The 14,052-nt window shown below is 33.5% G+C and carries 18 protein-coding genes and 1 pseudogene; 3 read left to right on the top strand and 16 right to left on the bottom strand.

The genetic code is table 11. From position 1 onward, the window contains the following. Positions 1–5: 5 nt before the first annotated feature. A pseudogene (locus CAR_RS13310) lies at positions 6–428 on the bottom strand (PTS glucose transporter subunit IIA). Between the two features lie 39 nt (positions 429–467). Next, a complete protein-coding gene (locus CAR_RS04615; RefSeq protein WP_013710549.1) occupies positions 468–1,898 on the bottom strand; it encodes a PTS transporter subunit EIIC in 1,431 nt (476 codons plus the stop codon). A gap of 138 nt (positions 1,899–2,036) precedes the next feature. Here CAR_RS04615 and CAR_RS04610 point away from each other — a divergent pair, with 138 nt between their 5' ends. Then, positions 2,037–2,741, top strand: coding sequence for a GntR family transcriptional regulator (locus tag CAR_RS04610; protein WP_041556201.1), 705 nt, complete (start codon positions 2,037–2,039; stop codon positions 2,739–2,741). Positions 2,742–2,773: 32 nt separating this feature from the next. Here CAR_RS04610 and CAR_RS04605 read toward each other — a convergent pair whose 3' ends face one another. From CAR_RS04605 to CAR_RS13220, 3 genes are all read right to left on the bottom strand, one after another. Further along, a complete protein-coding gene (locus CAR_RS04605; protein ID WP_041556199.1) occupies positions 2,774–3,169 on the bottom strand; it encodes a hypothetical protein in 396 nt (131 codons plus the stop codon). A 105-nt stretch (positions 3,170–3,274) separates the two neighbouring features. Then, positions 3,275–5,056, bottom strand: coding sequence for a pyruvate oxidase (spxB, locus tag CAR_RS04600; protein ID WP_013710547.1), 1,782 nt, complete (start codon positions 5,054–5,056; stop codon positions 3,275–3,277). Positions 5,057–5,777: 721 nt separating this feature from the next. After that, a complete protein-coding gene (locus CAR_RS13220) occupies positions 5,778–5,948 on the bottom strand; it encodes a BOW99_gp33 family protein (RefSeq protein ID WP_013710546.1) in 171 nt (56 codons plus the stop codon). 556 nt (positions 5,949–6,504) lie between these two features. On the opposite strand from CAR_RS13220, the gene CAR_RS04595 reads away from it, so the two are divergent. Continuing rightward, positions 6,505–6,753 (top strand): hypothetical protein, encoded by a 249-nt coding sequence (locus tag CAR_RS04595; RefSeq protein WP_013710545.1) that lies wholly within the window; start codon positions 6,505–6,507, stop codon positions 6,751–6,753. 143 nt (positions 6,754–6,896) lie between these two features. On the opposite strand, the gene CAR_RS04590 is transcribed toward CAR_RS04595, so the two are convergent. The 4 genes from CAR_RS04590 to CAR_RS04575 form a co-directional block, all read right to left on the bottom strand. After that, positions 6,897–7,430, bottom strand: a complete 534-nt coding sequence (locus CAR_RS04590) for a hypothetical protein (RefSeq protein WP_013710544.1) — start codon at positions 7,428–7,430, stop codon at positions 6,897–6,899. Positions 7,431–7,646: 216 nt separating this feature from the next. Continuing rightward, entirely contained in the window at positions 7,647–8,084 is a 438-nt protein-coding gene (locus CAR_RS04585) for a hypothetical protein (protein WP_052303134.1), read from the bottom strand. Beyond that, positions 8,077–8,721, bottom strand: coding sequence for a hypothetical protein (locus tag CAR_RS04580; protein ID WP_041556195.1), 645 nt, complete (start codon positions 8,719–8,721; stop codon positions 8,077–8,079). Before CAR_RS04580 ends, CAR_RS04585 begins: the two co-directional genes overlap by 8 nt. A gap of 103 nt (positions 8,722–8,824) precedes the next feature. Further along, the gene (locus tag CAR_RS04575; protein WP_013710541.1) at positions 8,825–9,313 is read right to left on the bottom strand and encodes a hypothetical protein; all 489 of its coding nucleotides are present in this window, start codon (positions 9,311–9,313) and stop codon (positions 8,825–8,827) included. A gap of 122 nt (positions 9,314–9,435) precedes the next feature. Here CAR_RS04575 and CAR_RS04570 point away from each other — a divergent pair, with 122 nt between their 5' ends. After that, positions 9,436–9,651 carry a YozE family protein gene (locus CAR_RS04570; RefSeq protein WP_013710540.1) on the top strand — a complete coding sequence of 72 codons (216 nt, stop codon included), beginning with the start codon at positions 9,436–9,438 and terminating at the stop codon, positions 9,649–9,651. A gap of 31 nt (positions 9,652–9,682) precedes the next feature. Here the strand turns inward: CAR_RS04570 and CAR_RS04565 are convergent, their stop codons facing one another. The 7 genes from CAR_RS04565 to CAR_RS04540 form a co-directional block, all read right to left on the bottom strand. Beyond that, entirely contained in the window at positions 9,683–9,958 is a 276-nt protein-coding gene (locus tag CAR_RS04565) for a hypothetical protein (RefSeq protein WP_013710539.1), read from the bottom strand. A 67-nt stretch (positions 9,959–10,025) separates the two neighbouring features. Further along, complete coding sequence (locus CAR_RS04560; protein WP_041556193.1) at positions 10,026–10,337, bottom strand: hypothetical protein; 312 nt, start codon at positions 10,335–10,337, stop codon at positions 10,026–10,028. A gap of 93 nt (positions 10,338–10,430) precedes the next feature. Then, positions 10,431–10,691: a hypothetical protein gene (locus tag CAR_RS04555; RefSeq protein WP_041556191.1), complete on the bottom strand. Its 261-nt coding sequence runs from the start codon at positions 10,689–10,691 to the stop codon at positions 10,431–10,433. Positions 10,692–10,774: 83 nt separating this feature from the next. Next, on the bottom strand, positions 10,775–11,005 hold the full coding sequence (locus CAR_RS04550) for a hypothetical protein (RefSeq protein WP_041556190.1): 231 nt from the start codon (positions 11,003–11,005) through the stop codon (positions 10,775–10,777). A 103-nt stretch (positions 11,006–11,108) separates the two neighbouring features. Then, the gene (locus tag CAR_RS13145; protein WP_013710536.1) at positions 11,109–11,258 is read right to left on the bottom strand and encodes a hypothetical protein; all 150 of its coding nucleotides are present in this window, start codon (positions 11,256–11,258) and stop codon (positions 11,109–11,111) included. Positions 11,259–11,264: 6 nt separating this feature from the next. After that, positions 11,265–11,639, bottom strand: a complete 375-nt coding sequence (locus CAR_RS04545) for a hypothetical protein (protein WP_013710535.1) — start codon at positions 11,637–11,639, stop codon at positions 11,265–11,267. Positions 11,640–11,754: 115 nt separating this feature from the next. Continuing rightward, entirely contained in the window at positions 11,755–14,028 is a 2,274-nt protein-coding gene (locus tag CAR_RS04540) for a phage tail tape measure protein (protein WP_013710534.1), read from the bottom strand. Positions 14,029–14,052: the final 24 nt, after the last annotated feature.

Here is a 14,052-nt window from a genome sequence, read left to right as displayed (position 1 = left end):
TCCTCCTATTTTTTAATGGTTACTATTGTGCCTAGTGCTTCTTTTAATTGAGAGACCAATACATCTGCGTAGTCATCATTATTCGTTACAATGACTATTGTAACAGTCGGCAGATTAGCTGCTTTGATTTGATTGATATCCAATTCTACTAGCAAATCGCCCTTCTCAATTGATTGTTCTGTTTTGACATGAACGCTAAAGGGTTATCTTCTAACTCAACGGTTTCCATTCAATATGGATCAACACTTCGATATCTTCGTCAGAAGTTAAACCAATACCATGTTCAGTGCCTACTACTAATATCACTTTACATTAAATAGTGCGATTACTCTAGCTTCTACAGGTTTAATTGTTACTCCTTTGCTTATTGCTCCTGATGAAAACACAGGACCTGGTACTTCATCTAACGGTACAAGCGCTCCGTTGATTGGAGATTGAGTCTCAATTTTTGAAGTACTATTTACAGTTTAGTTGTTGCCTTCAGCATCCAATTCTGTTGTACTCAATGGTACATCAGCTGCTTCTTCTACAGCGTCATCCCCATAACCAAAGATTTGAACCAATACGATTGGCAAGATAAGAGCAATAACCGTTCCAGTTAACACTCCCCAGAAAGAAGATGGATGATCAGCACTGTACGTATTGATGATGGTTAGAGGCCCTGGTAATCCTGTATATACAAATGAGAAAGAATTAAAGAAACTAGTTACCAATGAAGCAACTGCTCCCGTAACAATTCCAATAATAAATGGTTTCTTGAAACGTAAGTTAACCCCATAAATTGCTGGCTCAGTAATTCCGAATAAACCAGTAATCGCTGCAGATAAACTGACACTGCGAACTTCTTTTTTCTTTGTTTTTAAGAAAACGGCTAAAGCGGCTCCTACTTGAGAGATAACCGCAATCGTTTGATACACTTGGAAAGTGTCCATTCCATATTGTTCATGGTTTGCTAGAATGACTGGTGTAATTCCCCAGTGGACTCCCAGCAATACAAACAACTGCCATGCTCCCCCAATAATGATACCAGCTAAGGCTGGGAAAGAAACCGCTAAGGCTGTATAGCCTGCTGCCACTACATTTGCTCCGGCTGCAGACAACGGTCCTATGACGATAATGGTTAACGGAACCGCAATCAAAATACTAAATAATGGCGTAAACAAGCGCGTTACAGCCTCTGGTAAAATGCGTTCTAAGATACGTTCCAAATACGATAACAACCATACCAGCAAAATAGCTGGGATAACCGTTGAAGTATAAACGGTTTCACTTAATGGCATACCGAAGAAAGAAATGGCTTCTCCTGCACCTGCGCGTTGCGCCAATTCTGAAAATCCTGGCGCTACCAAGGCAGCGTTTGCAAAAATTGCCGTATACGTATTTGTTTTAAAATGTTTAGACGCTGTTACCGCAATAAAAATCGGTAAGAATGTAAATGGTGACCAAGATACCACATCAAATACTTGATAAGTGCCTGTTTCTACAATGCTTGGCCAAATCTGAGACAAAATGATCAAAGCCCCTTGAATCGTTCCGGCAGCTGCCAATACATAAACAAATGGTGCAAAAACAGCTGACATTGTCGCGATCATCCGGCTAAAGATATTGCCTTTCTTCGTATCTTCTGTCGCTTCTTTCTTCTCTCCTCCAGTTAGTTCACTAAATTCAATGTAAACTTTATCTACTGTGTTTCCAATAACAACTTGGAATTGTCCACCTTTACGAACTACGTCAATAACCCCTGGTAGTTTTTTCACAGACTGAACCATCTCTTCGTTTTCTTCTTTCAGCACCAACCGTAAGCGTGTGGCACAGTGAGTCGAATTGGATATGTTTTTTTCTCCACCAATCTCTTCCAAAATCCGTTCAGCTAAAACGCGGTTTTTATTTTCTTTCATGTTCTTCCTCCTTTTCACTTAAAAAGCGTATGGGTATAATTTCGGTTGTATGACTACATCATAAATTATACCCATACACTTTGTCAATACCCTTACAATTTAAAATATGATATAATTATAAACAAAGGAGCCAAAGTGATGAATAAATACCATGAAGTCGCCAATAAAATCAATATCTACATTCAAGAAAATAATTTAACACGCGGCCATAAATTGCCTACTCTCACTGAATTAGAAGGTATATATGAAGTCAGTAAAAACACGATTATTAAAGCATTGGAAGTTTTAGAGACAAATGGTGTGATTTACCAAGTAAGAGGCAGCGGTACATATGTACGTGGTCGTCACCGCAAAGGATTTGTGAATTTAACTGATGTTCAAGGATTCCATAGCATTTTTAGAGAATTCAATTTGTCTTCTGAAGTCATTGAATTAAAAGAAATCGAAGCACCTTCAAATGTCGCAGAGATACTTGAACTCACAAACCAAGAAACGATCTATTACATTAAACGCGTCCGCTACATTGAATCACGTCCCTTTTGTGTGGAAGAATCCTATTACCTCAAGACGGTCGTGCCTTATTTGAATGAAGAAATTGCCAGTCAGTCTATTTTCAACTATTTAACTGAGGACCTAAAAATAAATATTCGTTTTTCAGATTTATTTATGCGTATTGGAAAATTAACTCAAGAAGAAGCGGCATATTTACAGTTGGAAGCACACGACCCTTCTTTAACAATCGAAAGTATCTATTATTTAAGCAGCGGGCATCCATTTAACTATTCCAATATCAAATACCATTACGAAGAAGCTCAATTCTTTGTGCAAGGGAATAATTTTTAAATCAAGTATTAGTTCAGATGAATTCATTAAAATTAAAAAAATGTCAGATTAAAGCAAACAGCTTTGTTAGCTGAATTGTTTTGAACTGACATTTTCTCTTTGTTACATATTATTTGATACTTACTTAAATTGTTTTTATAAAAGTAATATTCGCAAGCATATCTCCTCTGCAGTGGATAAGTTGCTACTAAACATAGGAATCTTACTATTTGATTTTTGTGATTCCAATTGAATTTACTTTTAAGTAATTCGTTTAATAATAAATTCTTAGCGTCTGTCACTTTATTTAGTGCGTTATGCACCAAAGTTTCTTCTGATTCATAATTTTTAGCAAGCATGGTCATTTCATTCTTTTCTTTTGCATGCTGAACTTCAGCGTATCGGTTTAAATCGAAATTTCTATTTACACGATCTATTTTTTCACCCATTACGTCTAGTTGTCGGGTGATTTCTTCTACCTAACAAAAAAAAGGTGAGTCGCTATAACACAGCGACTCACCTTTTTATTAAACTATAACTTATCTATCAGAAAATTATTTAGATACTTTAGATTCAAGACCTTCAGCTTTTAAGAATTCACTAAATGGTACCAATTCTTCAGCTTCATATTTTTCTTTGTAAGCTTTAATTTCTTCTGCACTATACAATTTAGAATCTAATTTCAATGTTTCCACTGGAATTGGACGTTCTTTTGTAATTTTAGCATCAATGACTACTGTTTTACCTTCTTTAGAAGCTTTAACAGCATCAGCCATTACTTGGTCCATATCTTCAATACGGCTTACTGTGAAACCAACTGCACCTTGTGCGTCTGCAATTTTTGCGTAGTCTACATCAGTAAATTCAGTACCAAAAGTATTTTTGTTTGTATCTTCATATTTGTTCTTGATGAATCCATATTCAGTGTTTGTGAATACTACGTTGATAACAGGCATGTTGTAACGTACGTTAGTAACAACATCTGGGTAGTTCATTGAAAACGCACCATCACCCATTAAGTTAAATGCTTGACGATCAGGATATACGTTCTTAGCAGCAATACCACCAGGAAGTGCAATACCCATAGAAGCAAACAATGGAGAAGTTCTCCACATATTCTTAGGAGTCATGTGTAAATGACGGATAGATGTTTGAGTTGAGTTACCAACATCAATTGAATAGATTGCATCTTCGTCAGCGTGATTGTTGATAGCATTGTATACTTGATAAAGTTGTAATGGACCATTTTCTTTTGTTTCCAACTTAGTCATGTAGTCACGCCAGTTTTGAATGTTTTTCAAGTTAGCATTCCACCAAGCTGATTCTTCAACAGGTGCTACTTTTTCAAGTAATGAATGAACTGCTTCACCAGCATCTCCAAGAATAGCAACATCTGCATTATGGCGTTTACCAAGCATTGTTGGGTTGTTGTCGATTTGGATGAAGTTTTCAACATTTGCGAAAGTATTTTCTACTTCAGCAAATGGGAAGTTTGAACCAACGAAAAGAACGGTATCTGCTTCTTTAACAGCTTCGTTAGCTGGTTTCCAACCAACACGGTATGTTGAACCAGTTAATCCTTCAAAGTTGTAATCGAAAGTTTCAAAGTTTTTACCAGTTGTAATAACTGGAGCTTTAAGTTTACGAGATAATTCTTGAACCGCTGGACCATGTCCCATAGTTCCGATACCTGCATAAATAACAGCACGTTTAGAATTGTTTAATACTTCAACAGCTGCGTCAATATCTGCTTCGTTGATTGCAGAAGAAACGTAGTCACGGAAGCTGTGGCCTGAAGAGTAGAATGCATCGTTATCGATTTCATGGTAACCGAAATCACCAGGTACTTCTAATACAGCTACTCCACGTTTAGAGATAGCTGTACGAATTGCGTCGTCTATCAATTTTGGTAATTGTTCAGCGTAAGCAACACGACGGTTGTATACTGCGATATGATCAAACATTGGATTTTGGTTTAATTCTTGGAACGCATCCATGTTAAGTTCTCTTTGAGGGCGAGAACCTAAAATAGCTAATACAGGTGTATTATCCATCGCTGCATCATAAAGACCATTGATTAAGTGAGAAGCACCAGGGCCACCTGATCCAACACAAACACCCAATTTTCCACCGAATTTCCATTGCATTACAGCTGCCATTGCTCCAACTTCTTCATGTTTTACTTGAAGGAATTTGATATCTGTTTCTTGTTGATCACCTAAAGCTTCCATTAAAGGGGCTAAAGTTCCTGAAGGGATTCCATAAATTGTATCTATTCCCCATCCTGCCATCACTTTTAGTGAAGCTGTACTAATATTAGTTTTACCTTTTGTCATTTTGATAATCCTCCTAGATAAATTTCACAATATTAAATGCAAATCCAATTCTATCACGTTTAAATTAAGAATCAAGTTTTATTTCCCATTAAATTACATTTCTGTGAAAAAATGCACAGATTTTTTAATGTAATCTAACTAACCATTCAAAAACCCTTCATTTCTTCTACATATTTACAAATAAAAATAATAACTCAGTCAATTTTCGTAGTTAGAAATTAGTACCTAATCTGTAGAACGAAAAAAGTTATGCTTATTTTCTTATTACACAATTACATGGACTTTATCGCTCTTTATGACTAATGAAGTAGTTTTATTGTTTAAATGAAGACTAAATAAGTTCCCACTTTACTAATAAAATACTTTTATTAGTCAAACGGATTCCAAAACAAGATTCATTTGATTAATAATGCAAATCTATCTATTAAGAAAGTCCTAAATTACAAACTGAAAAGCATCACAAGCAAAAGGCATTGATATAAATCTTTTATATCAATGCTTTAACAAACAACTATTAAATTTAAGTATGGAGTCTACGGGTTTATAAAGGCAATATACAATAGAAGAAAATAGCTTAAAAAGTATAGCAATATCAACACTTTCAGCTTTTTCTAATAAAATGATATCTAATAGAATTCATGTAAAGGGTATTAATGAGGGTATTAATTTTAAGAATATAATTTGCTAGGTCAGGGGAAATTTTAAATAAACTATTTAATAATTAATCTACTTTCTTAAAGTTCTCTTTTTGTTTTTCAATTTCTCTTTCTTCAGCAGAGCGTTGGAAAACAGCAAAAACTTTATCTGAAAATTCTTTTGGAAGCACAAAACCTTCCATAGAATCTAAACGAGTACCATCTTGTAAAATGTTGATCACTTTGTAGTAAGCCATTATTTGAATTCCTCCAGGGTATCGTGTTTTGCGACCCCCTTATTATAACAACTTTTCAAATAGTTATCATTAATTAATATGTTTTTTATATTTGTCGACCTATTCTTAACATAGACCCTTTCACCAGGAGCATTCTAAGCTCATTTCAATTTAGTTTGCTATACCTTATACGTTAAACTGTTTTCACACAGAGGTGAGTAAAGGAATAGATCAGCCGAATTTTCAGCAACCCCTAAATAAAACATCTCTCCAAAATTGGAGACTTCTGTCTAATTGGATGGACGACTAATGGGGTAGCGATTCGCTAGGTCGGCCTTTTTTTCGGCTGACCTACATACTTTTATTTTAAATATAAAATTGCTACATTTTAGGTGTAGAGCATTTACCCCTATACTTTTCAGACAGCGCACAATTGCGCCCTCCTATTCCAAGCGCATTGTTGCTCTCGGCTATTCATAAAACATCTCCTCAAAATTGAGGACATCTTCTTAAACTAACTATAATTCACAAATTATTATATACTTCAACAAGGAAGGAGGGTAAGATTATAATTCACTTGGATGATGAACTGGTAAAAAAAGAAATTCGAGATCAGCTTCATAATATCTTAAAAGATACTCATGAGCTATGGCTTTGGGATGTTGATATGTTATCAAAGAAAACTTGTATGTCTCAAACGTTTCTTGAAGAAGAGTTTCTAACTGATCCTCGCATGAAGAAAATCGAGATTAGAAAAAGTCGAAAACGCTGGTATCCAGTTGATGCTGCTAAAGAAGTTTTAATGAATATTATGAGTGAATGGTAAAAAAATTCGAAAGGATAGTCTGGTGGGCTACTTATATATAAAAAAAGAAAGGTCTCCAATTTAATTGGGTCCTTTCTTTTTAGTTCTATCACATACTTTCATAATTGATATTTATAATAAAAAAAGCAATCTCTATGTAAAAATCATTTTAATAGAGAAATTCCAGAAATTAATAATCCTACAAATGTTATTATAATACTTAACCTATCTTTACTATCGGGTATTGTTTTTACATAAATAAAAATAATTGCTTGGAAAAATTTAATTATTTCATCTAATACAATTGATACTGAAAGAAAGTTAAATAATAATACTATTACAAATAAACGATCATCATTCAAAAAATGTTCGATAATTAAGAAACCGTTTAAGTAAAAAGCTAAAAATATTCCAGTAATTAAAAATTTGACCAAAAAGTTTACTAGTCTAGTCTTTCTGTCTTTATGAGGCTTCTTATTCAATCGATCTAGACTCTGCCTAAAAGCTATAGCACCTTCTAAAATAAAAAAAATTCCCGAAACAAAGAAGTATGAGTATATTTCACTTAAATTTAAATACAAAGGAACTAATATATCCAAATTGTTTTGTAAAAACATCGTAAAAACCGCAGATATAATTAAACTAATTCCTATTCTTAAAGTTTTTCTATATATTCTAGTATCCTTTTTATCTTCCAATATTTGACCTCTTTTCTAATATGGAAATATAATATTTATGTTAACAAAAGTATTTTTAATCAAGGCGACTTACATCTCTACAATAGTTCCATGAGCTTCTAGTTTTATTCTAAACTTATTGTACTAAAAATAAAATATTTCAATTCACTATTTGTTTCTATCTAGCCCAAGTGCATTTTCGCTTCGGCTCTATAACGTAAAAGAAACAGCACTCTATTATGAGGCTGTTTCTTTATTTACTTTAGATAAAGATCTATTAAGGCTAAGTAATTCTATTTCGTTCATTAACTCATAAAAAAAAGAATCATGTTTTATTTTTAATGAGATCTCTTCATAGAGTTCCTCACAAACATCTCTTCTTTTTCTAGCAAGTAAACTACGATCAACATGGATGTCTTTCATCTCAAATGCATAATCACAACCAATTAACGTTGGCCACGTAAATGGATTTCGATTAATATTATTACTTTCTTCAATGTATATGTATGGCGGGACATCTTTAAGAATATTTGTAGGTTTTCTAGTTTGACAAGATAGAAATTTCTTATCAGTCCCGTCCTCGATACAAATATACATATGAGGTCTTAGTGCCAAGTTCCCTGTAATATTAGGAAAAGGAACTTTCATAGTGATAACATCTTTTACCCTAGTCAACTAATAACTCCCCTTCATCGCCAATTGATATATAAACTGGATTATCTAATTCTTCATTAGATAATAATTCTAGAGTATCTTTTTGAATGCTATTTAACTTATAAAAATCTTCTTTGCTTACTACAAAACTCTTATCTGCTATATTTATAACATTTACTGAATTTATAAATTCATTAGAATACAAATCTTTCAAATTCTTTGTAATATACTCATCGTTATCGTTGAAGTCTTCTTCATCCAAAGGAACATTCTTTATCCCTTTTTCAATATCCTTCTCTTTGGCTTTCCATATATTCATTTCATGAGTCAGATTTGACAACTCTTTTTTTGTCAAAATTTGAGCTAAGAAGCTTGCTTTTTGAGCAATATCTTTTTCAATTTCTAGATTACCATTAACATCAACATTGGGTTCAAATTCATCAATGCGATATGTGTAATCCCCATAAACCTCACTAAACACTGGACCATTTTCATATCCCTTAAGATAATCCAAAGAATAAGATTTCCCTTCTACTTTAGAAAACAATTCATAGAAAAACAAATATTTTTGTAATTTCAAAGGCTCATAGAATTCACTAGGATTATTATCTTTGAGCCACTTGCTAATAGATAGTCTTCGCTTACTAGTATTAAGCATACTCACCACCCCTTTAAAGTAATCATACTTGACACGATATCCTTTTTCAACTATTTTCTATTTTTTTTCTAATTTTCAAATAAAAGCCACTCGATTAAGTGTTTTAAATGTAATTTTCTATTTCTTTATACTCTTTTTTCGAATAGTCCTTAGCAGCTGCATCAAAATCATCCAATAAATTAGGCAATTCAAGCATATTTTCAGTATTAATTATATTTCCTTCAAATAAAATTAACGCTTGTATAAATTCTTTGGAATGCTTTTCTTCCCGGTACAATAAAGCATAGATTTCGTTTTTATGAATTGTGAATTTTTCCGGTATTTTTACCATATTTTGTCTTTTATTTGCAAAATCTTCCATATATTGAAGGTTATGTAATGAATTCACTATTTCACTTACATTTTTCCGCACTTCTTTTAATTCATCAATTCTTAGTGCAGCAAGACTGCTAGTTTTTCTATTTTTTTCTCCTTGTTTAATAGTTATGGATATAGATATAAGTGAAGTTACAAACGCTAATGACGATATCATAGCTGCAATGCTAGCCCATTGAAAATTTCCTAAATTATCAAAAAATATTTTTTCTATCATTTATAGTCTCCTTAGTCTTTACTAGATTATAACAATGATTAAGTTTTGTTTCTCTGTTTATTTTAAATGCTTTGTTTAAGTGATATAATCAGGATATTAAAATATAAGAAAAGAGGTAAAAGATGACTTACTATGTATGGTTACAAAATTATATTAATCACAAATCTCCAATTGGTGATTTGGCAAATGATGCTAAAAATGATTCTAGTTTTCCTATAGACCTTACCTCTCTTTCCGAACTAAAAAATCATCTTAGAAAAATGAATGCAGTTCCTGAAGCAATGAAAATTGCTGAAAGTTCATTTGAAAAATATAAAAAGGAAAACCCCATCTCTTAATTGAGATAGGGTTATTTTTTTGAGTTTATTATTAGTCGCCAAGCAGCATAGTTTGCTTTCTTATACCTTTGTGGTTTGCTGAAATTAAGTAAGTTATTTGATCATGGTTCTCAGAAGTGCCTTCTTCGATTACGAAATGATTAGCTCTCATTCCTAAAAAGTAATCATCGTTTTCTTCAAGCATGTGGACTTTTTCAGGATGAAAAGAATTAAGTTCGCTCATATCTTTTTCAGTCAATTCATCATAAGGCTTAGCTTCAAATAGTACTTTTAAATTTAATAAAGCATTTTTAATTCTTTCTTTCATTTTATGATCTCCTCCTTCTTGACTTAAATCTAAATCAAATCAATGTAAATAGATACATAAACTTTTTCTAAAACATAGTTTTCTTAAATGGCAGTCGCCTTCCTTTATAATCCCACAATTGACCCAAAAGAGTAGGTTGACTGTCAAGTTTATATTCTTGAATAATTAATTGCTTACGTTCGTTAATTGTACATTCAACCGTTAAACCAGTACCGTTTTCAATCTCGTAAACAAATTTAAAAGCTTTTCGTCCAGCAATCAAGCAGTTATGAATTTTTTCATTCACTTCTAAAGCAATGTAGCAAAACGGATAACCGTGTTTAGTATTAATCACCTTTACATCCGAAACTACTTTCCCAGTCATCATAGCAGCGTTCATGATCTTCATCCTCCTCATTTAGTAGTTCATCTAGTTTATCCTCAATAAGCAGCAGTGCCGATTCACTCAAACCCCAAATATCATCCATATCTATCACTTCATCACTATAGTAATGATGAAAGCATTGAATCCGTATGGAACGCCATCCAATCTATATCTGCCAATTTCGCCCATGCGAATTGTCTGTATCATAGCTGAATACTCAATGTTATATTCTTTAATTTCTGGATGGTCAACCTTATCCGTTATATAATCGAACTGTTCCTTTTCTGGATACTCATAAATAAATGTCATTTCTTTTTCATCTATCATCATATAGTCCTGATTAAATTCTTGAATCTTCATTTTTTTCATATCGTTCACCTCGTGTTTATTATACGAACGTATGTTTGTTTTGTAAAGAAATAAATACCCTCATAAAATGAAGGTATAATTTATTACATGTTATCAAACAACATATTTATATGCTCTATTCTTTGGCAGTATTCTGCTATAAAGATTGATGAAACTTTAACAGCCATCAGTTGATTACAACAAGGGTATATAGTTAAATCTTCTTCGTACGATATAACTACATAACTTTGATAAAGAATATCCGCGGATGGTCCAAAACTTATCACTTTAAAACCTTCATCTTCAAAATAAATCATCATTGTATCCTCTTGCATTTTCATTCTCCTCTAAACGTGATACTTATAATATATGCAAAGTATAGCTGTTAGATTTATTTACTTCTAAATATCTTTTGAACTTCATATTTCACACAAATAATTATCCTCTTCTATCTAAACGATTAAGACGTTCTAACAAAGCGATTTGTCTTTCAATTGGAATAACTACTTTTGATAAATCTTCAATAACTTTACCATTTCTGTCGTAATTTGTTACAATAAAATTTCTTTCTTTCTTTTTATTAACCAAAATTAATCATCTCCTGTATCTATTTTTTTCCAGCCATCTAAAGTAATCTTCAAAAGTATCTAAGTGTATTAAAACAATTTTATGCGTAGGATTAACAACACCATGCGCAAATTTAGGATTGTTTCTCATGTCCTTTAACCAAGTATTCAGAGTTGATTTGTTCATGCTGTACATTTTGCAGATCACTTCTTTATTTCCGTATTTAATTTTTGCACGTTCGGGATTTTGACTCACTTCGTTAATATTAATAGTTATTGGTTTTCCCAATGCGTTCACTCCTTTCATATCACTAACCTTTATCTTGTCCATCGATTGCCGATATTCTTCTTTAGTTAGAACAATAAAGTTTTCAGGTACATTAAATGTTATTTGTTGGACCATATTCACACCTCATTTTATTTCAATTATACTTTATAAAAATAATCCAAGTGTATTTTCCCTTCGGCTCTTAACCAAAAAAAACCATCTCAATTAAGAGATGGCTTTTGCTATTGTTTTATTCCGGTACTCCTCCTGTTGCAATCATGGCCATATCAGATGCTCGTTTCATTCGTCTATCTAGTTTAGCTAATTCGCTTGGACTATTTGTATTAATTTGACCGTAATGAACATGCATTTCAACATTCCGGCCACCTTTAGAAGCTCCAGAAATCCCTTTAGCTTTTTCATCACTAGATAATGGTGTAACTTTCGTTCTACCATTCATACTTGTCACTAATTCGGGACCTGCTTCACCAACGATTGCTTGGCCATTTAAGAAGCTACCTCCTTCAGCTAAGAATGGAATTTCAGAAATGCTGAATCCTTTTCCGCCTATTCCAGGAACCCATTTAGGTATTTTGATTCTACTCAAACCACGAATGAATCCATTAATTAAACCGATCATTGAGTTCAGTGGAGCTTTAGCCATAGCACCTAGTCCCTCGAATATTCCACCAAATATATTAGTCACGCCTTTCCAGGCTCTTGACCAATCTCCGGTAAAAGCTCCAGCGATAAAATCAGTGATTCCAGAAAAAATTCGTTTTCCAGCACTAGCAAAATTACTAAAGTTTTGTTTGATACCTTCAAAAATCCCACTAATGTAACCACCTAAAAATTTAAACGATTCAACTCCGACATCTTTGACACCTCTAAAGAATGCATTGACTCCGTTTCTAAACCACTCTACTTTTTTGTAAGCTACTACGAAAATAGCAATGAATGCGACAATTGCTAATACTGCCAAACCTATTGGAGTTCCTAATAATCCTAGTATAACTCCCAGCGCTTTAATACCTGATATAAGGAGTCTAGCTCCGTTGTATATCTTAGTCATGCTTCCCATCAGAGTTCCTAAAACGACTAATAAAGGGCCAATCGCAGCGGCTATCATAGCAGTTTTAACAATGAATTGTTGCTGTTCAGGACTCAAAGCAGTGAACCACTCTTTAAATTGGTTTAAAAGTTCCGTCAACTTCTCGAATGCTGGAAACAAGGTTATTTGAATTGCATCACCTAGACCAGCAAATGCAAAAGTTGCATTATTCATAGCTTCTTGAGCTTGATCAATAGGATCCCTAGTTTCATCAAATGTGTTACCAACTGCTCCAACACTGTTTTTGGCAATTTCTCCAAGCTCTGTTAAATCAAGAGTTCCTCTTTTAATGGCATCAAACATAGCATCTCCACCTCTAGAACCAAATACTTCACTGGCCATTGCAAGCGCCTCTGTATCACTGGTGGCATTCTTCATGTTTTCTTGTAGATCACCTAGACCCTGGGTTAAAGTCTTTCCATCTTTAGCAAATAGTACTGAAGCCTTGGACATAAAACCTAACATTTTCCCTGAATCAAGTCCGCTTTGTTCAAATTTACCAATCATTTCAACGCCATCTTCAAAAGAAAGACCTAGTGCTTTAATTTGTGGTGCACCTGTTATTGCTTTATCGAACAACATGTCAACAGACTGACCGGTATTTTGCGATACTTTAGTAGTAGCATCTAATACTTTGTTTAAATCATCATAGGACATTTCATATGCTTCAATTACTTTACGGGAATTAATAGCAGATTCAGATACATCAGTATTATTAATTTCAGCAAACTTAAGCATATAGTCAGTTGATTCTTCTAGCTTCTCGTCCATAAATCCAAATTGAGTATTCATTTCTCCTATTGCTTCACCAACTGTTTGTATTTCTAAATGAGTATTTCCAGCGACGTTTTCAAGAGATTGAGTCAAGCTGTCCGCTGCATTCCCAGTGGCTCCCGTCTTCATGATAATGGTATCCATCGCTTCATCAACTTCACCAAAGGATTTTATTGCAACTGCACCAATGGCCAATATTGGAGCTGTAACACCAACGGTCATTCCTTTACCTACGTTCTTGACTTTCTCGCCTGATTCTTCTAACTTAGCTAACTTATCAGCCGCTTCAATAGATAGGTTTCCTTGTTCCTTCAAAGAGTCGTTGGTAGCATCTAATGCACTTCGTAACTTGTTTTCACCTGTTTCAGACTGAAGCAACTGATCATATAGTTTTTTTGATTCATTTGAATACTCACCGGTTTCTTTTACGGACCGCTCGTATTCTTCTCTCAACATCTTAGAACGCTTTTCAGCACCCTCTAATTGAATTTCAAGTTTACCTTTAGCAGCTTGAAGTTTCTCGGTTTGAGTAGCATCTTTTTTCATTGCTGACACATGGTTGTTGTATTCTTTACCAGCAGTATTCATAACTCCGTTTATTTCTTTTATGGTCTGAGCATATTGCACTTGCCCATCCATTTTGAAATTCAGTACTACATTACT

The organism is Carnobacterium sp. 17-4 (assembly GCF_000195575.1).
Taxonomy (GTDB): Bacteria; Bacillota; Bacilli; order Lactobacillales; family Carnobacteriaceae; genus Carnobacterium_B.
Note: the sequence above shows the minus strand (reverse complement) of the source record. Positions and strands in the feature narration are given on the sequence as shown.